General features: G+C 64.5%; 17 protein-coding genes. 3 read left to right on the top strand and 14 right to left on the bottom strand.

All coding sequences use genetic code 11. From position 1 onward, the window contains the following. The first annotated feature begins 27 nt into the window (after positions 1-27). Positions 28-873 (top strand): MurR/RpiR family transcriptional regulator, encoded by an 846-nt coding sequence (locus HV744_RS08405; protein ID WP_175149072.1) that lies wholly within the window; start codon positions 28-30, stop codon positions 871-873. Positions 874-918: 45 nt separating this feature from the next. Here the strand turns inward: HV744_RS08405 and HV744_RS08400 are convergent, their stop codons facing one another. The 9 genes from HV744_RS08400 to HV744_RS08360 form a co-directional block, all read right to left on the bottom strand. Continuing rightward, the gene (locus HV744_RS08400) at positions 919-1,335 is read right to left on the bottom strand and encodes a CopD family protein (protein ID WP_175149071.1); all 417 of its coding nucleotides are present in this window, start codon (positions 1,333-1,335) and stop codon (positions 919-921) included. Positions 1,336-1,407: 72 nt separating this feature from the next. Further along, the gene (locus HV744_RS08395) at positions 1,408-2,679 is read right to left on the bottom strand and encodes a glutamate-5-semialdehyde dehydrogenase (RefSeq protein WP_175149070.1); all 1,272 of its coding nucleotides are present in this window, start codon (positions 2,677-2,679) and stop codon (positions 1,408-1,410) included. Positions 2,680-3,008: 329 nt separating this feature from the next. Then, positions 3,009-4,127, bottom strand: coding sequence for a DNA polymerase III subunit delta (holA, locus tag HV744_RS08390; RefSeq protein ID WP_175149069.1), 1,119 nt, complete (start codon positions 4,125-4,127; stop codon positions 3,009-3,011). 54 nt (positions 4,128-4,181) lie between these two features. After that, the gene (locus tag HV744_RS08385) at positions 4,182-4,733 is read right to left on the bottom strand and encodes an LPS-assembly lipoprotein LptE (protein ID WP_246278981.1); all 552 of its coding nucleotides are present in this window, start codon (positions 4,731-4,733) and stop codon (positions 4,182-4,184) included. Positions 4,734-4,824: 91 nt separating this feature from the next. Continuing rightward, positions 4,825-7,416 (bottom strand): leucine--tRNA ligase, encoded by a 2,592-nt coding sequence (leuS, locus tag HV744_RS08380; protein ID WP_175149068.1) that lies wholly within the window; start codon positions 7,414-7,416, stop codon positions 4,825-4,827. 178 nt (positions 7,417-7,594) lie between these two features. Further along, positions 7,595-8,026, bottom strand: a complete 432-nt coding sequence (locus HV744_RS08375; RefSeq protein ID WP_175149067.1) for an ExbD/TolR family protein — start codon at positions 8,024-8,026, stop codon at positions 7,595-7,597. 54 nt (positions 8,027-8,080) lie between these two features. Next, positions 8,081-8,809 carry a MotA/TolQ/ExbB proton channel family protein gene (locus HV744_RS08370; RefSeq protein ID WP_175149066.1) on the bottom strand — a complete coding sequence of 243 codons (729 nt, stop codon included), beginning with the start codon at positions 8,807-8,809 and terminating at the stop codon, positions 8,081-8,083. 87 nt (positions 8,810-8,896) lie between these two features. Then, the gene (gene dapB, locus HV744_RS08365; RefSeq protein WP_175149065.1) at positions 8,897-9,694 is read right to left on the bottom strand and encodes a 4-hydroxy-tetrahydrodipicolinate reductase; all 798 of its coding nucleotides are present in this window, start codon (positions 9,692-9,694) and stop codon (positions 8,897-8,899) included. A 143-nt stretch (positions 9,695-9,837) separates the two neighbouring features. Further along, positions 9,838-10,698, bottom strand: coding sequence for an outer membrane protein assembly factor BamE (locus HV744_RS08360; protein ID WP_175149064.1), 861 nt, complete (start codon positions 10,696-10,698; stop codon positions 9,838-9,840). Between the two features lie 158 nt (positions 10,699-10,856). Here HV744_RS08360 and fur point away from each other — a divergent pair, with 158 nt between their 5' ends. Continuing rightward, positions 10,857-11,285 (top strand): ferric iron uptake transcriptional regulator, encoded by a 429-nt coding sequence (fur, locus tag HV744_RS08355; protein ID WP_175149063.1) that lies wholly within the window; start codon positions 10,857-10,859, stop codon positions 11,283-11,285. A gap of 127 nt (positions 11,286-11,412) precedes the next feature. On the opposite strand, the gene HV744_RS08350 is transcribed toward fur, so the two are convergent. From HV744_RS08350 to HV744_RS08340, 3 genes are all read right to left on the bottom strand, one after another. Beyond that, positions 11,413-11,925 carry an ureidoglycolate lyase gene (locus HV744_RS08350; RefSeq protein ID WP_175149062.1) on the bottom strand — a complete coding sequence of 171 codons (513 nt, stop codon included), beginning with the start codon at positions 11,923-11,925 and terminating at the stop codon, positions 11,413-11,415. A 13-nt stretch (positions 11,926-11,938) separates the two neighbouring features. Beyond that, positions 11,939-12,949, bottom strand: a complete 1,011-nt coding sequence (gene alc / locus HV744_RS08345; RefSeq protein ID WP_175149061.1) for an allantoicase — start codon at positions 12,947-12,949, stop codon at positions 11,939-11,941. A gap of 144 nt (positions 12,950-13,093) precedes the next feature. After that, on the bottom strand, positions 13,094-14,422 hold the full coding sequence (locus tag HV744_RS08340; RefSeq protein ID WP_175149060.1) for a C4-dicarboxylate transporter DctA: 1,329 nt from the start codon (positions 14,420-14,422) through the stop codon (positions 13,094-13,096). A gap of 227 nt (positions 14,423-14,649) precedes the next feature. Between HV744_RS08340 and HV744_RS08335 the strand changes: the two genes are divergently transcribed. Then, positions 14,650-15,342 (top strand): FadR/GntR family transcriptional regulator, encoded by a 693-nt coding sequence (locus HV744_RS08335; RefSeq protein WP_175149059.1) that lies wholly within the window; start codon positions 14,650-14,652, stop codon positions 15,340-15,342. Positions 15,343-15,427: 85 nt separating this feature from the next. Here HV744_RS08335 and gap read toward each other — a convergent pair whose 3' ends face one another. Together gap and tkt are read right to left on the bottom strand one after the other, a co-directional pair. After that, positions 15,428-16,438: a type I glyceraldehyde-3-phosphate dehydrogenase gene (gene gap, locus HV744_RS08330; protein ID WP_175149058.1), complete on the bottom strand. Its 1,011-nt coding sequence runs from the start codon at positions 16,436-16,438 to the stop codon at positions 15,428-15,430. A gap of 93 nt (positions 16,439-16,531) precedes the next feature. After that, complete coding sequence (gene tkt, locus HV744_RS08325) at positions 16,532-18,553, bottom strand: transketolase (protein ID WP_175149057.1); 2,022 nt, start codon at positions 18,551-18,553, stop codon at positions 16,532-16,534. Positions 18,554-18,652 lie beyond the last annotated feature (99 nt).

The following is an 18,652-nucleotide window of genomic DNA, read 5'->3' as shown; positions in this document are numbered from 1 at the left end:
ATTCTTCAGCATAGTGCGAGATTTCCGATGATGCTGTCCCAGGTGGAAGAGATGCGCGACCAGCTGCGCCCGTCCGAGCGCAAGCTGGCCGATTACGTGATCGAGTCCCCGCGCGAGGTGCTCGACCTGTCGATGACCGAAGTCGCCGCCCGCGCGGGCGTCAGCCAGCCGACCATCGCGCGGTTCTGTCATGCGCTCGGTTTTTCGGGGTTTCGCGAGTTCAAGATCCGGCTCGCGCAGGGGATTGCCGCCGAGGTGCCCGCCGTCTACCGCGACGTGCGGCCCGACGAGCCGACGCCGGGCGTCGCCGCGAAGGTGCTCGACCGGACCATCGGCGCGCTGATTCAGGTGCGCAACAACCTGTCGACGGACAGCGTGGCGGCGGCGATCGACATGCTCGCGCGGGCGCGGCGCATCGAGTTCTACGGCGCGGGCGGCTCGGGGATCGCCGCGCTCGACGTGCAGCACAAGTTCTTTCGGCTCGGCATGCCGAGCGTCGCGTATTCGGACCCGCATACGTTTCTGATGTCGGCGGCGCTGCTGGGCGAAGGCGACGTCGTGGTCGCGATCTCGAACACCGGCCGCACGCGTGACATCATCGACGCCGCGAAAGCCGCGCTCAACGCGGGCGCGAAAGTGATCGCGATCACGCACGGCAATTCGCCGCTCGCGCGGCTCGCGACGGTGGGCCTGTTCGCGAACGTCGATGAGGACACGGATATCTTTTCGCCGATGACCTCGCGCGTCTCGCATCTGGCGATCGGCGATATTCTGGCGGTGGGTGTGGCGCTCAGCCGTGGACCGGAGCTGCTGGAAAAGCTCGCGCAGACCAAGGAGGTGATTCACCGGCGCCGGGTGGACTCGCGCGGGTGACGCATGGGGAAAATGAAGCTCAGGCCTTGCGGCCAGGCATCGCAATCAGAACGGCTTGATCACGGCCAGCGCGACCGCCGCGAGCATCCCCAATACCGGCAGTTCATTGAACATCCGATACCACTTGTCCGAGCGACGATTCTCGCCGCGCTCGAAAGTCCGCAGCAGCACGCCGCAATACGCGTGATAGACGATCAACAGCACCACCACACCGACCTTCGCGTGAATCCAGCCCTGTCCGCTGCCGATGCCGATCACCAGCCACAGCCACAGTCCACATGCGAGGGCCGGCACCGCGATGAAGGTCATGAAGCGGAACAGCTTGCGGGCCATGATCAGGAGTCGCGCGGTCGCAGCGGGTTCCGTTTCCATCGCCAGATTGACGAAGATGCGCGGCAAATAGAACAGGCCGGCGAACCAGGAGGCAATCAATACGATGTGAAACGTCTTTACCCAAAGCATCAGCGGTCCTCATGCAGCGTGGTGGCATAGGCAGGCGCGCTCGCCTGCCCGCTCCCGCGAATTATCGCGGCTTTATTGACGGCCTTCGCCGTGACCCAGCACGACGTATTTGAGCGACGTCAACCCTTCGAGACCGACCGGACCGCGCGCGTGCAACTTGTCGTTCGAGATGCCGATCTCCGCGCCCAGGCCGAATTCGAAGCCGTCGGCGAAACGCGTCGACGCGTTGACCATCACGCTGGCCGAATCCACTTCGCGCAAGAAGCGCATCGCACGATCGTGGTCTTCCGTGACGATCGCGTCAGTGTGTTGCGAGCCGTAGGTGTTGATGTGGTCGATCGCCGCGTCGAGATCGTCGACCACCTTGATCGCGAGCACCGGCGCGAGGTATTCGGTGCGCCAGTCTTCCTCGGTGGCATCGACGAGCGGACCCACGCCCGCATCCGTCAGCACTGCACGCGCTGCCGCGTCCACGCGCAGCTCGACGTCCTTGCCGCGATAGAGCTTGCCGAGCGGCGGCAGCACTTCAGCAGCAATGCCGCGCGCGACCAGCAGCGTTTCCATCGTGTTGCAGGTGCCGTAGCGGTGCGTCTTCGCGTTGTCGCAGACGGTCAGCGCTTTGGCCAGATCCGCACGGTCGTCGACATACACGTGGCAGATGCCGTCGAGGTGCTTGATCATCGGCACGCGCGCTTCGTTCATCAGCCGCTCGATCAGGCTCTTGCCGCCGCGCGGCACGATTACGTCGACGTATTCGGTCATCGTGATCAGCTTGCCGACCGCCGCCCGATCCGAAGTGGCGACCACCTGCACCGCGTCCTGCGGCAAACCGGCGGCTTCCAGACCTTCGCCGATCAGCTTCGCCAGCGCGGTGTTGCATTCGAGCGCTTCCGAACCGCCGCGCAGAATCGTCGCGTTGCCGGACTTCAGACACAGCGCTGCGGCGTCGATCGTCACGTTCGGACGCGATTCGTAGATGATGCCGATCACCCCGAGCGGCACACGCATCTGGCCGACCTGAATGCCGCTCGGCCGGTACTTCAGATTGCTGATCTCGCCGATCGGGTCGGCCAGTGCCGCGACCTGCCGCAAGCCTTCGACCATCGTCTTCAGCGCTTTGTCCGACAGCGTCAGACGGTCGATGAACGCGGCGTCGTGCCCTTTGTCGCGAGCGCGCGCGACGTCGCGGGCGTTGGCTTCCTTGAGCAGCGCGGCATCGCGCTCGATGGCCTGCGCGACGGCGGCGAGCGCGGCGTTCTTCGCCGCCGTCGAGGCCCGCGCCATCGCGCGCGAAGCTTGGCGGGCGCGACGGCCGAGGTCGGTCATGTACTGCTCGATATCCATGGTCATTCTCGTGGTTCCGCGCACGTCGACGTGCGGCGGACTGGCAGGATTAGCGAAAGAAGCAACGATTGTAAGTCGGGTGCGGATGCTTTGCTCGCGGCGGCGGCGGCGTGCGTTGCCTGGCTGGGTCGAAGCCGCGTCTGCCTGATGTGGCCACTGCAGTGGCCAATGCGATGGCGACTGGGATGTCCAATGCGGTGTCAAACGTGGTGGCAACTGCGGGCCAAACGCGGTGGCTGGCGCGAGCACTCATCGAGACACCACGGGCTGACGGCTCCGCACTTGCCGAGCCGCCCGCGAAGCTAACCAACGCTGCTTCGCGTTGCGCATCAGCCTGGCCTTCGCGCCGGCGCACTGGCTCCGGCCCGAGGTCGCGGCGGCGGCACTGACGCCGTTTTCGGCGCGGCCACCGTCATCGCCAGTTCGAACAGGCCGTCCCACGGATCGGGCGGCGGGTCGTTGCGATGATTGCCCGGCGTGCCGCCGGACAAACCCTTCACCTGCCGATCCAGCCGCGCCGCCAAAGCGAGCGCTTTTTCCAGCGCGCCTTCGGTCACGCGCGACAGCGCCGGCCCGATCAGCCGTTCCCGCGGACCCCACACGCGGTTGTCGCGCACCAGCATCGCGAGCGGCTTGCCGGCCGCGACGCCGCGCTTGATCCGCAACAACGTGCGCACTTCTTCGACGACCGCCCACAACACCAGCACCGCGGCCTCGCCCTCGCCGCGCAGCCCGTCGAGCATGCGCGCCAAACGGCCGACGTCACCCGCCAGCATGGCCTCGTTCAACTTGAAGACGTCATAACGCGCGACGTTGAGCACGGCGTCCTGAATCTGTTCGAAGCTCAACGAACCGGCCGGATACAACAGCCCGAGCTTCTGGATTTCCTGATGCGCGGCAAGCAGATTGCCTTCCACCCGTTCGGCGATGAACGCCAGCGCGCGCCGCCCTTCTTCGCCGGCGACGACTCGCTGGCCCTGCGCCGCGAGCCGCTGACCGACCCAGTTCGGCAACTGCGCGCGCTCGACCGGATCGATCTTCAACGCGACGCCCGCATCGGCGAGCGCCGTGAACCAAGCGGACTTTTGCGTGGCCGCATCGAGCCGCGGCAACGTGACCATGGTCAGCACGTCGTCGTTGACGGCGGCGGCGAGCGCCTTCAGCGCATCCGCGCCTTCCTTGCCGGGCTTGCCCGACGGAATGCGCAGCTCGACCAGTTGACGGTCGCCGAACAGCGACATCGACTGGCTCGCGCCCAGCAGCGAGCTCCAGTCGAAACCGCGCTCGACCGTGAACACCGAACGGTCGGTGAAGCCGGCCGCGCGCGCCGTCGCGCGAATCCGGTCGCACGCTTCCTGCGCGAGCAGGTGCTCGTCGCCGTACACGACGTACAGTCCGGCGAGTCCCTTCGCGAGATGCGCTTCGAGCGCGTCAATTCGCAGCTGCATGGCTACCGATCCGCAAGGTTGAACAGGTGCGGCAAGTCGAACACGGCGTGACGCTCACAGCGGCGGCGGCGGCAACGGCGCGCGCGGCGCGATGGCCGGCACGCCTTCGCCCGGCCCCGGATTCAGCGAGCGCACGACCCCCAGGCGGCGAATCAGCTGGTCGATCGCGTCGCTCTCCATGTCGGCAAAGAGAATATCGGCCTCCGCGGCCTTTGCTTGCGAGAACTGGTCGCTATAGGTCATCGCGCGGTTCAGCGCGATCACGCTCTGCGGAATCAACACGGTACCGTCCTTGCCGGTGAGCGTGTAAATCATTGACAGATTCAGCTGATACTCCTGGACTACCCCGAGCGTGTTCAGCGTCAGCGTGCTCTGGCTGCGATTCTGTGCAATTTGCAACAACGCGTCGGCATTCGCAGGCGAACTGACCACGACCGTGTCGCTGCCGCCTTGCACCATGCGCGTCAGCCGTGCGGCCGCTGCCGGCGAACCGCCGGCAACATAGAGGCGCTTGAATGCGTAGTCCTGCTGGCCGCGCAACTGGAAGCCGCAGGCCGACAACATCATCACGCTGCAAGCCAGCGTCAAAAACGATCTGCGAGTCACATTGGCTCCCGGTTCGCAGTAGATTGCGCAGCGCAGACAAACACCGCCGCGCGCGGCGGCGTCCTGTCTGCCGACATGTTGGCGTGGCTCGTCAAACGACCACGTTCACGAGACGGCCCGGCACCACGACGATCTTCTTCGGCGCCTTGCCTTCGCTGAACTTCGCGACCATCTCGTGCGCGGCGGCGAGCTGTTCGATCGCTTCGCGCGACGCCTCTTTCGCCACCGTGATCGCACCGCGCACCTTGCCGTTCACCTGCAGCACGAGTTCGATCTCGGCCTGTTCGAGCGCCTTCTCGTCGACCTTCGGCCATGCGGCGTCGAGCAACGAGCCGAATACGTCGGCGTAACCGAGTTCCTGCCACAGCTGGAACGTCAGGTGCGGCACCACCGGGTACAGCACGCGCAGCATCACGCCGTAGGATTCGCGCAGCACGGCCGGCTGGGCGCCCTTCGCGCTGTCGAGCGCGTTGAGCATCTTCATCGCGGCCGACACCACCGTGTTGTACTGCAGACGCTGGTAGTCGAAGTCGGCCTGCTTCAGCACGCTGTAGATCTCGCGGCGCAGCAGCTTGTCGGCTTCGCCGAATTGCGCGGCGTCGAGCGGGCCGCCCGCGCGCAACGCTGCTTCGTTCGCCTGACCAAAATTCCACACGCGGCGCAGGAAGCGGCTCGCACCTTCCACGCCCGAACCGGACCACTCGAGCTGCTGCTCGGGCGGCGCGGCGAACATCACGAACAGACGCGCGGTGTCCGCGCCATGCTGATCGATCAGCAACTGCGGATCGACGCCGTTGTTCTTCGACTTCGACATCTTCTCCACGCCGCCGAGCACCACCGGCTGGCCGTCCGCATTCAGGAGCGCGCCGACCGGGCGGCCCTTGTCGTCGAACGACACGGTGACGTCGGCCGGGTTGTACCAGGTCTTCTTGCCCGCTTCGTTTTCGCGGTAGTAGGTTTCGTTGAGCACCATGCCCTGCGTGAGCAGGTTCCTGGCCGGCTCGCCGAACTTGATCAGGCCGAGGTCGCGCATCACCTTCGCCCAGAAGCGCGAGTACAGCAGGTGAAGAATCGCGTGTTCGATCCCGCCGATGTACTGGTCCATCGGCGCCCAGTAGTCGGTGCGCTCGTCGACCATGGTCCTGGCGTCCGGTGCCGCGTAGCGGTAGAAGTACCAGGACGAATCGACGAAGGTGTCCATCGTGTCGGTTTCGCGTTTGGCCGCGCCGCCGCAGGTCGGGCAGGTACAGTTCACGAACGCTTCGGACTTCGCGAGCGGGTTGCCCGTGCCGTCCGGCACGAGGTCTTCCGGCAGCACCACCGGCAGATCTTTTTCCGGCACCGGCACGTCGCCGCACGCCGGGCAGTGGATGATCGGAATCGGCGTGCCCCAGTAGCGCTGGCGCGACACGCCCCAGTCACGCAGACGCCACGTGATCTGCTTGTCGCCGAGGCTCAGTTCCTTCAGGTCCGCGGCGATCTGGTCGACCGCCTCGTCGTAGGCGAGACCGTCGTACTTGCCGCTGTTGACCAGCGTGCCGGCCTTCTCGCCGTACCATTCTGCCCAAGCTTCAGTCGAGAATTCCTTGCCTTCAACAGCGACCACCTGCCTGATCGGCAGATCGTATTTCTTCACGAACGCGAAGTCGCGCTCGTCGTGCGCCGGCACGCCCATCACCGCGCCTTCGCCGTAGCTCATCAGCACGTAGTTGCCGATCCACACTTCGACCTGTTTCTGCGTCAGCGGATGCGTGACGTAGAAGCCGGTGGCCATGCCCTTCTTTTCCATCGTCGCGATATCGGCCTCAGCGACGCCGCCGCGCTTGCATTCGTCGATAAAGGCCTGCAGCTCCGGTTTGCCTTGCGCGAGACGCGTGGCGAGCGGATGCTCGGCGGCGATCGCGCAGAAGGTCACGCCCATGATCGTGTCGGCGCGCGTGGTGAACACGCGCAGCAGCTTCTGTTCGCCGTCGATTTCATACGGGAAGCCGAAGTTCACGCCGAAGCTCTTGCCGATCCAGTTCTGCTGCATGATCTTGACGCGCTCGGGCCAGCCGAGGCCGTCGAGGTCGTTCAGCAGTTCGTCCGCGTACTGCGTGATGCGCATGTAGTACATCGGGATTTCGCGCTTCTCGACGAGCGCGCCCGAGCGCCAGCCGCGGCCGTCGATCACCTGCTCGTTGGCGAGCACGGTCTGATCGACCGGGTCCCAGTTGACGGTGCCGGTCTTCTTGTACGCGATGCCCTTTTCGAGCATCTTCAGGAACAGCCACTGGTTCCACTTGTAGTAGTCGGGGCTGCAGGTCGCGACTTCGCGCGTCCAGTCGATCGCGAGGCCCATCGACTGCATCTGCTTCTTCATGTAAGCGATGTTGTCGTAGGTCCACTTCGCGGGCGGCACGTTGTTGGCCATCGCGGCGTTTTCCGCCGGCATGCCGAACGCGTCCCAGCCCATCGGCATCAGCACGTTGTAGCCGTTCATCCGCAGATAGCGGTACATCACGTCGTTGATCGTGTAGTTGCGCACGTGCCCCATGTGCAGCTTGCCCGACGGGTACGGCAGCATCGAGACGCAATAGAACTTGGGCTTGTCGGTGGTTTCCGTCGTCTTGTACGCGTCGATGGCGCGCCATTGCCCTTGCGCGGCGGCTTCGACGTCGGAGGGAACGTATTTTTCGTGCATGGTGTGATGAGATCGCTGGGTTCGGTGCTTTCGCACCGGCCGCTTTGGTGCTCTGCTGGATGAAATGGCGTCGTTTCCCCTTCCGCGGGGAAAGGGCTGATTATACCGTTCGCCGACGGGTACGCCGCGTGGTACGGTGCGTGGGCGTGGCGCGGGGTGTGGCTTGAGGTGGGCGTGACTAATGTGCCGCGTCCGGCGGCGGCGGGTCCGTCACGAAACCGATCCGCTCGAGCCCGGCCTGCTGCGCCGCGCCCATCACCTGCGCAATCACCTCGTAGCGCGTGGAGCGCTCCGCGTGCAGATGAATCTCCGGCTGCTCCGCCTGTTTGCCCGCTTGCGCGAACTGCGCGCGCATCTGCGCGAGTGTGATGACGTTGCCGTTCCAGTAAAGCTTGCCGGCGGCGTCGATCGAAAGAGCAATGGTTTGCGGGGTCTGGCGCGCGGGCGCTGCCGCGACTTTCGGCAGATCGAGCCGGATCGCGTGCGTGAACAAAGGCGCGGTAATGATGAAAATCACCAGCAGCACCAGCATCACGTCGATCAGCGGCGTCATGTTGATCTCGGCCATTGGCGCGGCCGTCTGCTTTTTCTCGAGTCCGCCGAATGCCATGTCGCCTCCTTCTGCCTGAGCCTTCCGTCTGAGCTTTCCGTCGGAACAGCGCGCCTAGTGGGTCGAAGCCTGCTGCGCGCGCATCGGTGCCTGAGCCTGAGCCTGAGCCTGAGCCTGCTCCGACGGCGCGCATAGGTACGCATGCAGATCATGCGCGAAACCGTCGAGTTCCTCGCACAACTGCCGCACGAGACGCCCGAGCACGTTGTACGCGAGCACCGCCGGGATCGCGACCACCAGACCGAAGGCGGTCATGATCAGCGCTTCGCCGACCGGGCCGGCGACATTCTCGATCTGCGCCTGACCGCTCGCGGCAATACTGCTGAGCGCGTGATAAATGCCCCACACGGTGCCGAGCAAGCCGACGAACGGCGCCGTGCTGCCCACCGAGGCCAGCAGCACCTGGCCGAATTCGAGCCGCCGCTGCGACGCGTTGAGCGCCTGGCGCAACGCCCGCAGCACCCGCTCGCTGCGCTCGACGCGCGCGAGCAGCGCGCCCGGAATGTCCACTTCGGCCGCGCGCAGCGCCGCTTCGGCGAGCGGCGTGAAGACGCGCTCGCGGTCCGCGCGCCGCAATCCCGCGACGCCCTCGGACAGCGTCGGCGCCTGCCAGAACTGCGCGATCGCCCGCGTGGCCTGACGTTTGGCGCGGGTGAGAATCCAGCTCTTGACGATCAGAAAGCACCAGCTCGCAATCGACATGGCCAGCAGCACATAGGCAACGCCATGTGTGATCGCATCGCTGGTTTGCAGGTAATGGATGATGCCGCTGCTGCCTGCCATCTGACCTCGCCGGGGAAAAGTGATTTCAGGGGAGCCCGCACCGGGGCCGCGCTGGCGCTTGCCCCAATGCTATACGCAAGACCCGTCTCAACGCAGGCCGAGCACGTCCTGCATGTCGAAGAAGCCGGTTTGGTGGCCTTCGAGGAAACGCACAGCACGCAGCGCGCCTTGCGCATACGACAGACGGCTCGCCGATTTGTGCGTGATTTCGATGCGCTCGCCAATGCCCGCGAACAACACCGTATGGTCGCCGACAATGTCGCCGCCGCGAATCGCCGAGAAGCCGATCGTCGACGGATCGCGCTCGCCGGTCACGCCTTCGCGGCTGTAGACCGCGCAATCGTCGAGATTGCGGCCGAGCGCGCTGGCGATCACTTCGCCCATGGTCAGCGCGGTGCCCGAAGGCGCGTCGACCTTGTGACGGTGATGCGCCTCGATGATCTCGATGTCGTAGCCGGTCGCGAAGTGCCTGGCCGCGTATTCCAGCAGCTTCAGTGTGACGTTCACGCCGACACTCATGTTCGAAGCGAACATGATGGCGATCTGGTCCGCCGCGGCGCGCAGTTGCGCTTTCTGCTCGCTGTCGAAGCCGGTCGTGCCGATCACCATTTTGACGTTGTGGCGCTGCGCCGCTTCCAGATGCATCAGCGTGCCCTCGGGGCGCGTGAAGTCGATCAGATAGTCGGATTCGGCGAACACGCGCTCGATGTCGTCGGTGAGCAGGACGCCCGTCTGTTTGCCGAGAAACGCACCGGCGTCCTGACCGAGTTGCGCGGAGCCCGCGCGGTCGAGCGCGCCGGACAACGTGGCGTCGGAATCGTTAAGAACGGTTTCGATGAGCATGCGGCCCATACGGCCCGATGCGCCAGCAATGGCAATTTTCATGGCTACGAGGGTTCGAAAAGACACAACCCGGCAAATGCGGGTGAAAGCGGCGGCGGCGGGCAGCACACCCGGGCGCCGCACCTCATTGGAAAAGCGGAGAAGCCGGCGGGCGGCGCGCCCGCCTTAAGACAAGGACAACCGGACTAGTTGCTCGTTCCCGAAGTCGACGGAGAAGATGTCTGCGGTGCGTTGAGCGTCTGGCCGCTGCTGCCGCTTTGCGACCCCGTCGGTCCCACCGGATTGCTCTGCGTGGCCGGAGCCGGCGGCGGCGGACGATGGAACTGGAACTGCGGCTGACCGCCGGACGTCGGACCTTGCGACGGGACGCCGCCGCCATTCGCGGTCGGCGCCCTGGAACGCACCGACGACGGCCCGTTCGACGGCGATTGCACCGCATTGGTCGCACGATTGGCGGCTTGCGCGGCTTCCGCGTTGGCGTCGCTGGGCAGATCGCCCACCGCGGCTGCGCCTTCGACGGACGGCGAGCGCGTGGTGTCCGGTGTGGCCGGCGCTTGCGCCGTGGCCGGCGCTTGCGCCGTGGCCGCCGGCGCGCTTGCGGCACTCGCGGCGGAAGCGCTGGCCGCGTTCGGCGCGCTCGCCTTTTTGCCGCCGCGCCTGTCGCCGTCGATCTCCGCCAGCAACTCGAGGTTGGACGGCAGATCTTCGCCACCTTGCCAGCTGGTGACGAGGTCACCCGAGAAGAACACCACGAAGTCGCGCTGCTGCACGATGGAAGTCGAGCCGCGCTTGAAATAGAACACGTAGTCCCAGCGGTCCGCGTGGAACATGTCGGTCAGGAGCGGCGTGCCGAGCACCTGGCGCACCTGCGCGCGGGTCATGCCGACCTGCATCTGTGCAGCCGCTTCTGACGACACGAAATTACCTTGCACCACTGTAATCCGGTACGGCGTGATGCTTTGGGCAACCCGCTGTGTCAGGCTGTCGTAAGTGGAACATCCGGCAAGAACCGCGACAGTCGCAGCAGCGATCAAGGTACCCCGCATGCGGCTCCCCCGGTAGATCAATTGAGATTTTGAAATCATTTCACTCACCGTGCGGGCCCGCTGACGAGCCGCGCGAGTTTCATTCCATCGAAGATGACCAGAACGGCAAAAACACATTACTATGAGAGCCCAGCATTGTACTCTAGGGATCCCTTGTCATGACCAATCCAACCGATCTCAAGAATATCGGGCTCAAGGCGACCCTTCCGCGCCTCAAAATCCTTGAGATTTTTCAGCACAGCCCGGTGCGTCATCTGACGGCTGAAGACGTGTATCGCAACCTACTGCACGAAGAACTCGATATCGGCCTGGCAACCGTGTATCGCGTGCTCACGCAGTTCGAGCAGGCCGGCCTGCTCTCGCGCAGCAATTTCGAATCGGGCAAGGCGGTGTTCGAATTGAACGAGGGGTCGCATCACGACCACCTCGTGTGTCTCGATTGCGGGCTCGTCGAGGAGTTTTTCGACTCCGAAATCGAGCGCCGTCAGCAGTCTATTGCGAAGGAACGCGGCTTCAAGCTGCAGGAACACGCGCTAGCGCTGTACGGTGCGTGCACCAAGGAGAATTGCCCGCATCGCAAGCATTGATGCGGGGCCGGCCGCGTCGGGGTGCGCGGTCCGGCGATCAAAAAAAAACCCGGCCGATGCGAATCGGCCGGGTCTTTTCACGTTTACGGCGGCGCCGCCTTGTGCGCCACGTGGGTTGTGTGCGTCGCTATTCCACCAGTTCGGCGCTCACTTCGAACACGAGCCGCCACGGCTCGGTCAACGGCAATTCGTCGCAATTGGGTTGCTCGCCGCCACGATCGACCACCACGAAATCGCTGACATGATCGAGCGCCAGCAGCGGGTGATGCCAGACCCCTTTCGCGTAGTTCACGCCTTGCCAGGCGTCGGTCCAGAAGGCCCGCATCCGCGCCGGATCGAATTCGCCCGGCGGCGCGACCACCACCAGGTAGCGGCCCTGCCGTAAGGGAATGAAAGCCTGGCTGCCAAGCGGATGCCGCTCCATCATCGCGATGTCGACCGGTAGCGCGCGCGGCTGCGCGCGAAACAGGTTGATCAACGGACGGCCGCCCTGCTCCGTCACGTCGATGCTGGCGAGGTCGTGATAGCGTTCGGTCGTGCCGCCGTTGATCGCGAAATGACGCGCGCCGTCCAGTTCGATGACGTCGCCGAACGGCGCGAAGGCCGCCCGCGTCAAACGTTCCATCTGCAATGTCTTCATCGAAGCCACTCCGTTACGCGATTTCGCCCCACAGGCGCAGGCGCGACACGCCGCCATCCGGAAAGATATTGAAACGCACATGGGTGACCGGCCCGAGCGCCGCGAGGCCGTCCGCGAACGTGTGGACATAGTCCATCTGCAGTTTCTGCTCGCCCAGCAGTACCGGCCAGAACATCGCCTGCGTGACCAGCGAATCATCCGTGCCGCCCGTCACCGACGCCGCCTGCACCGAACAGCGGTCGGGGAAATTGCCCTTGAAGTGCGCGGTGTCCACTTCGATCTTGCGGATCACGCCCGGCCGCGCCAGCGCGACGATCGCCCAATCGTTGCCCGGCTCGCGACGGCGCCGGGTTTCCCAGCCGTCGCCCATGTCGACGCCGCGGCCCGGCATCAGCATTTGCGAGGCCGGCCCGAAATGCTGGTTGTTCGCCGCGACCAGGTACGCGCCGTTTTCAATCGCGGCGAGGTCCAGCAGCGTGCCGCGCTCGACCCGCTCCCAGTCGCGCTTCGGTTGGCCATACACGCGCAGGCGCGCGAGACCGCCGTCCGGATACAGATTCACACGCAGATGAGTGAACGCGCGCGTGTCGTTTACTTCGACGTAATGGTGCTGGTTGCCCTGCAGCGTGGTCGCCGGCACCAGCGTTTGCCAGTCGGCGTGATCGGGCGGCACGTCGCCGTCCGCGTAACAGGCGTCGATCGACGCGGCCGGCGGGAAGTTGCCGGTGAAGTGGCTCGTATCCAGATCGACGCCGTGCACGACGCCCGGCCGCGCGAGGCGGATCACGCAGTGGTCGTGGCCGGTGGTGCGTTTGCGGCGAGTTTCCCAGCCGTCCATCCACTTGCCGTGGTCGTCGTATTTGCCGGGGATGAACACCGCCGCTTGCGGTTCGAGCATGCGTTCTTTCGGCGCGAAGAATTCGTCGCTGGCGAACAGCGCCTTCGCGCCCAGGCGCGGGTCGGCGAGGTTCATGTAGCGGCGGGTGAAGGCGGGAGCGTTGGGGTCGAGGATTGGATTGGCCATAGTCTCGGTCAGGCTGCTAAAAGATGAAGGACAGGCGGCGGAGTCACGGCATCCGCCGCTGCGTGTGAGCGCGCCGTGTGGGCGCGGAGTCAGGAATCGGAATATGGATCTATCGGTTATATCGGCTATCTCGGCTGGCTCGCGTCAGACGGCCGGCGCGTGTTCGCCGCCGACGGACTCGGCGCCCGTGTCTTCGCCGGCCGGCACATAGCGCAAGGCCGCGTCGCGGTTCAGCACGCGATGAGCGCGCGCCCGGTCGATATCGTTTTCCCATACGGCGACCACCACCGTCGCGACGCAGTTGCCGATCAGGTTGGTCAACGCGCGGGCAATGCCGACGAACCAGTCGACCGGCAGGATCAGCACGAGGCCGAGCACCGGAATCGCCGGAATCGCGGACAAGGTCGCGGCCAGGATCACGATGGCCGAGCCGGGAATGCCGTGCGCGCCCTTCGACGTCACCAGCGACACCAGCACCACCACGATCAGGTCGTGCATCGACAGCGGCGTGTTGGTGGCCTGCGCGATGAAGATCACCGCCAGCGTGAGATAGATGGAAAAGCCGTCGAGATTGAACGAGTAGCCGGTCGGGATCACCAGGCCGACGGTCGAATCCTTCACGCCCAGCCATTCGAGCTTGCGCATGATTTGCGGCAGCACGGCGTCTGACGAAGCCGTGCCGAGCACGATCGACAGTTCCTCGCGCAGGTAGCGAATCAGCTTGAAGATGCTGAAGCCCGCCAGCCGCATGACGATGCCGAGCACGAGCGCGACGAACACGAAGCAGCTCGCGTAGAACACCAGCACCAGCATGCCGAGTTGCTTGAGCGACTCGACGCCGTACGTGCCGGTGGTGAACGCAATGGCGCCGAGCACGCCGAGCGGCGCGAGCTTGATGATGAAACCCATCACGCGAAAAAACACCTGCGACAGCTCGTCGATCAGGCTGCTCACGCGCTGCGCCTTCTTCCCGAGCAGCGACAGCGCCGAGCCAAACAACACCGAGAACACCAGAATCTGCAGGATGTCGCCGGTCGCGAACGCGTTGATTGCCGTGTCGGGGATTATCTTCAGCAGAAAGCCGGCAGTGTCCTTGAGGCTCTTCGCGTGCTCGGTGTAGGTGGCGAGCGAAGCCGAATCGAGCGAATGCAGATTGATGTTCATGCCGACGCCGGGCCGCGTCACATAGGCCAGCACCGCGCCGATCACCAGCGCGATCGTCGTCATGACCTCGAAGTAGACCACCGCCTTCAAGCCGACGCGCCCTACCTTGCGCAGATCGCCGGCGTGCGCCATGCCGCTGACCACGACGCAAAACACGATCGGGCCGATCACCATCTTGATCAGCTTGAGAAAGCCGTCGCCAAGCGGGCGCAGCGATTGGGCGAAATGCGGATAAACCGCGCCGATCACGATGCCCACCACTAGCGCAATGACGACCCGGCCAAACAGTGAATTGAAAAATTTCAACACGGCTTCCTCCTGGTTACGATCAACATCTGTTCAGACTGGTCCGACCAGTACTGTTATGGCCAATAGTAGGAAACCGATATACTGGCGTCAAGGATTCATCGAACAGTGTTTACCCGTTGTTTTTCCAGCCTTTTCGGGTCCGGTTGCAGACGCCGGCCGCGTGACGGCACACGCGCTCAGATCGCGTATTACAATGCTGGTCAGACCGCGCCACCCAGTGAGCCACGATGAAAAACGTTCCGCATACCGTCACCGATGCCGCCATCGCGACCATCCGCGATCGGATTGAAGCGGGCGACTATCCGGTGGGCAGTCTGCTGCCGGCTCAGCGTCAACTCTCCGAAGAACTGTCGATCAGCCGTGCGTCGTTGCGCGAGGCGCTCTCCACGCTCGAAGCGCTCGGTCTGCTGGTGATACGGCCCGGCAAGGGTGTGTATGTGGAAAGTGCGCAGGCCACGGCCGCGCAATCGTGGCGTTTCGCCGAGCAGTCGTCGCTGCCGGACACCTATCAGATGCGCTTCGCGCTGGAAGGCTTTGTCGCGCGGATGGCGGCGCTTGCCGTGAGCGACGCCGACCTCGCGTGGCTCGAAGAGAACATCACGGCGATGCGGACCGCGCTCGCCTGCGACGAACTCGACGAAGCCGCGCGCCTCGACTACGAGTTCCACATGCGGATCGTCAGCATTGCCGGCAACGCGGCGATCGAATCGATTCTGCGGAGCAGCGCGGAGATCATGAAGGAAAGCCAGCGGATGCCGTTCTACCGGCGCGAACTGGTGCTGTCCACGTACACCGAGCATCGCGCGATTCTGGATGCACTCAGCGCACGCGATTCCGCGGCCGCGGGCAAGGCTATCGAAACCCACATCTCGAACGCGGCGCAGCGCGCCGGCGTGCATTTCCCGACTCCGCAGATGTAAAAAAGCCGCTCCGAAGAGCGGCTATTTTTCGCCCTGCCGCCGACCCGAGGCCGTCTTTGCAGGGCATAACACCAAGCGCAATAACTTACTTCGCGTTGGCGAGCGCCACAGCCGTGTCCAGCATGCGGTTCGAGAAGCCCCACTCGTTGTCGTACCAGCTCGACACCTTCACCAGACGGCCCGACACCTTGGTCAGCGTCGCGTCGAACGTCGACGAAGCCGGGTTGTGGTTGAAGTCGATCGACACCAGCGGTGCGTCGTTATAGCCGAGGATGCCCTTCAGCGCGCCTTCCGATGCTTCCTTCATGATCGCGTTGACTTCTTCGACCGTCGTGTCGCGCGCGGCGATGAACGACAGGTCGACGACCGACACGTTGATCGTCGGGACGCGAATTGCGTAGCCGTCCAGCTTGCCGTTCAGTTCCGGCAGCACCAGACCGACCGCCGAAGCAGCGCCGGTCTTGGTCGGGATCTGGCTGTGCGTCGCCGAGCGCGCGCGGCGCAGGTCTTCGTGGTACACGTCGGTCAGCACCTGGTCGTTGGTGTACGCGTGAATCGTCGTCATCAGGCCGTTCACCAGGCCGATCTTGTCGTTCAGCGGCTTGACGAGCGGTGCCAGACAGTTGGTCGTGCACGATGCGTTCGAGATCACCGTGTCCGATGCCTTCAGCACGTTGTGGTTCACGCCGTAGACGACCGTTGCGTCGACGTCCTTGCCGCCCGGCGCCGAGATGATGACCTTCTTTGCGCCGCCCTTGATGTGCGCGCTAGCCTTTTCCTTGGTCGTGAAAAAGCCCGTGCATTCCATCACGACATCGACGTTCAACTCGCCCCACGGCAGCTCAGCCGGGTTGCGGTTAGCCAGCACGCGGATCTTGTCGCCGTTGACGACCAGGTAGTCACCGTCCACCTTCACTTCGCCCGGGAACTTGCCGTGCGCGGTGTCGTATTGCGTCAGGTGAGCGTTGGTCCTGGCATCGCCGAGATCGTTGATGGCGACGATTTCGATATCGTGCTTCTTGCCGTTTTCGTAGAAGGCGCGCAGTGTGTTGCGGCCGATCCGGCCGTAGCCGTTGATTGCGACGCGAATCGTCATGATTTATCTCCTGATGGCTGAAAAAATACGTCCAGGTTCGTCTGACCGGCCGCGTTGCCGCGCGTTCACACGCAAGCGGCAGCGCGCCCTGGATCAGCCGAGAGCCGCTTTAGCCGTCTCTACCACACGCTCGACGGTGAAGCCAAAATGCTTGAACAACACGCCAGCCGGGGCCGATTCGCCGAACGTATCGATCCCGACCACGCCGCCTTCCAGACCCACATACTTGCGCCAGAAATCCGTCACGCCCGCTTCGATCGCGACACGGCGCACGCCGTGCGGCAGCACGCGTTCGCGGTACTCGGCGTCCTGCTTGTCGAACACCGTGGTCGACGGCATCGACACGACGCGCGCCGCGATGCCTTCGCGCGCCAGCGGCTCGACCGCGTTCAACGCCAGTTCGACTTCCGAACCGGTCGCGATCAGGATGATCTTGCGCGCGACGATCTCGTCATTCCAGTCGCGCAGCACGTAACCGCCCTTCTCGATATTGGCGATCTGCGCATCCGTGCGCGCCGAGAACGCCAGGTTCTGACGGCTGAAGATCAGGCACGACGGGCCGTGATGTTCGACCGCGTGGGTCCAGGCCACCGCCGTTTCGACGGTATCGGCCGGGCGCCACACTTGCAGATGCGGAATCAGACGCAGGCTCGCGACGTGTTCGATCGACTGGTGGGTCGGACCGTCTTCACCCAGACCGATCGAGTCGTGCGTGAACACGAAGATCGACGGCGCCTTCATCAGCGCCGCGACGCGCAGCGCGTTGCGGCTGTAGTCCGAGAATGTCAGGAACGTGCCGCCGAACGCCTTGAAGCCGCCATGCAGCGCGACGCCGTTGATCGCGGCGCTCATGCCGAATTCGCGCACGCCGTAGTTCACGTAGTTGCCGGCTGCCTTGCCTTCCGCGTTCACGCGCACCGGCTTCGCGGCCTTCCAGTTGGTCAGGTTCGAGCCGGTCAGGTCGGCGGAACCGCCGAGCAGTTCAGGCAGCACGACCGACAGGCCTTCGATGGCCTGCTGCGAAGCCTTGCGCGTCGCGATGGTTTCCGCGCGCTCGTTCGCGCCGGCGATGATCGCCTTGGCCTTTTCCTTCCAGTCCGCCGGCAGCTGCTTCGCGTCACGGCGCTTGAACTCGGCCGCTTCCTGCGGGTACTTCGACGCGTAGGCCGCGAATGCCTTGTCCCAATCGGATTCGAAGCGTGCGCCGGCTTCCTTCGCGTCCCACGCTGCGTAGACTTCCTGCGGAATCACGAACGGCTCCCACTTCCAGCCGATCGCTTCGCGGGTGGCCGCGACCTCCTTGTCGCCGAGCGCCGAGCCGTGCGAATCGTGGCTGCCGGCCTTGTTCGGCGAACCTTCGCCAATCACGGTCTTGCAGCAGATCAGCGTCGGCTTGTCGGACAGCTTGGCTTGTTTGATCGCCGCGTCCACTGCGTTGACGTCGTGGCCGACCACGTTCGGAATCACGTTCCAGCCGTACGCTGCGAAACGCTTCGGCGTGTCGTCGTGGAACCAGTGCACCACTTCGCCGTCGATCGAGATGCCGTTGTCGTCGTAGAACGCGATCAGCTTGTTCAGCTTCAGCACGCCCGCCAGCGAACACGCTTCGTGCGAGATGCCTTCCATCAGGCAGCCGTCGCCGACGAACACGTACGTGTGGTGGTCGACGATCTTCGCGTCGGGCTTGTTGAATTCGGTGGCGAGCAGCGACTCGGCGAGCGCCATGCCGACCGCGTTCGCCAGACCCTGGCCGAGCGGGCCGGTAGTGGTTTCGACGCCCGGCGTGATGCCGTATTCCGGGTGGCCCGGCGTCTTCGAGTGCATCTGGCGGAAGTTCTTCAGCTCTTCCATCGGCAGATCGTAGCCGGTCAGGTGCAGCAGCGAGTACAGCAGCATCGAGCCGTGGCCGTTCGACAGAACGAAACGGTCGCGATCGGCCCATTGCGGGTTCTTCGGGTTGTGGCGCAGATGACGCGACCACAAAGCCACGCCGATTTCGGCCATGCCCATCGGCATGCCGGGGTGGCCGGAATTCGCTTTTTGAACGGCGTCCATGGCCAACGCGCGGATTGCGTTGGCCATCAAGGAAGTGGGTGCGGGAGACGAGGTCGTCATGTCGAGTCCGGAGACAGAGTCAGAAAGCGGTGCGCGCTTGAGGACCGGGAGCTCGGCGGCCAGTTCGCTTCGGCGCACGGTGCGGCGCCAGGAGACGCG

It is taken from the genome of Paraburkholderia ultramafica (assembly GCF_902859915.1).
Taxonomy (GTDB): domain Bacteria; phylum Pseudomonadota; class Gammaproteobacteria; order Burkholderiales; family Burkholderiaceae; genus Paraburkholderia; species Paraburkholderia ultramafica.
Note: the sequence above shows the minus strand (reverse complement) of the source record. Positions and strands in the feature narration are given on the sequence as shown.

Coding starts and splice junctions, on each gene's coding strand:
- HV744_RS08395 (WP_175149070.1), bottom strand. CDS start 2,679: ATGGATATCGAGCAGTACATGACCGACCTCGGCCGTCGCGCCCGCCAA.
- fur (WP_175149063.1), top strand. CDS start 10,857: ATGACCAATCCAACCGATCTCAAGAATATCGGGCTCAAGGCGACCCTT.
- HV744_RS08400 (WP_175149071.1), bottom strand. CDS start 1,335: ATGCTTTGGGTAAAGACGTTTCACATCGTATTGATTGCCTCCTGGTTC.
- HV744_RS08360 (WP_175149064.1), bottom strand. CDS start 10,698: ATGCGGGGTACCTTGATCGCTGCTGCGACTGTCGCGGTTCTTGCCGGA.
- gap (WP_175149058.1), bottom strand. CDS start 16,438: ATGACGATTCGCGTCGCAATCAACGGCTACGGCCGGATCGGCCGCAAC.
- holA (WP_175149069.1), bottom strand. CDS start 4,127: ATGCAGCTGCGAATTGACGCGCTCGAAGCGCATCTCGCGAAGGGACTC.
- HV744_RS08405 (WP_175149072.1), top strand. CDS start 28: ATGATGCTGTCCCAGGTGGAAGAGATGCGCGACCAGCTGCGCCCGTCC.
- HV744_RS08350 (WP_175149062.1), bottom strand. CDS start 11,925: ATGAAGACATTGCAGATGGAACGTTTGACGCGGGCGGCCTTCGCGCCG.
- HV744_RS08375 (WP_175149067.1), bottom strand. CDS start 8,026: ATGGCATTCGGCGGACTCGAGAAAAAGCAGACGGCCGCGCCAATGGCC.
- HV744_RS08370 (WP_175149066.1), bottom strand. CDS start 8,809: ATGGCAGGCAGCAGCGGCATCATCCATTACCTGCAAACCAGCGATGCG.
- alc (WP_175149061.1), bottom strand. CDS start 12,949: ATGGCCAATCCAATCCTCGACCCCAACGCTCCCGCCTTCACCCGCCGC.
- HV744_RS08335 (WP_175149059.1), top strand. CDS start 14,650: ATGAAAAACGTTCCGCATACCGTCACCGATGCCGCCATCGCGACCATC.
- dapB (WP_175149065.1), bottom strand. CDS start 9,694: ATGAAAATTGCCATTGCTGGCGCATCGGGCCGTATGGGCCGCATGCTC.
- leuS (WP_175149068.1), bottom strand. CDS start 7,416: ATGCACGAAAAATACGTTCCCTCCGACGTCGAAGCCGCCGCGCAAGGG.
- tkt (WP_175149057.1), bottom strand. CDS start 18,553: ATGACGACCTCGTCTCCCGCACCCACTTCCTTGATGGCCAACGCAATC.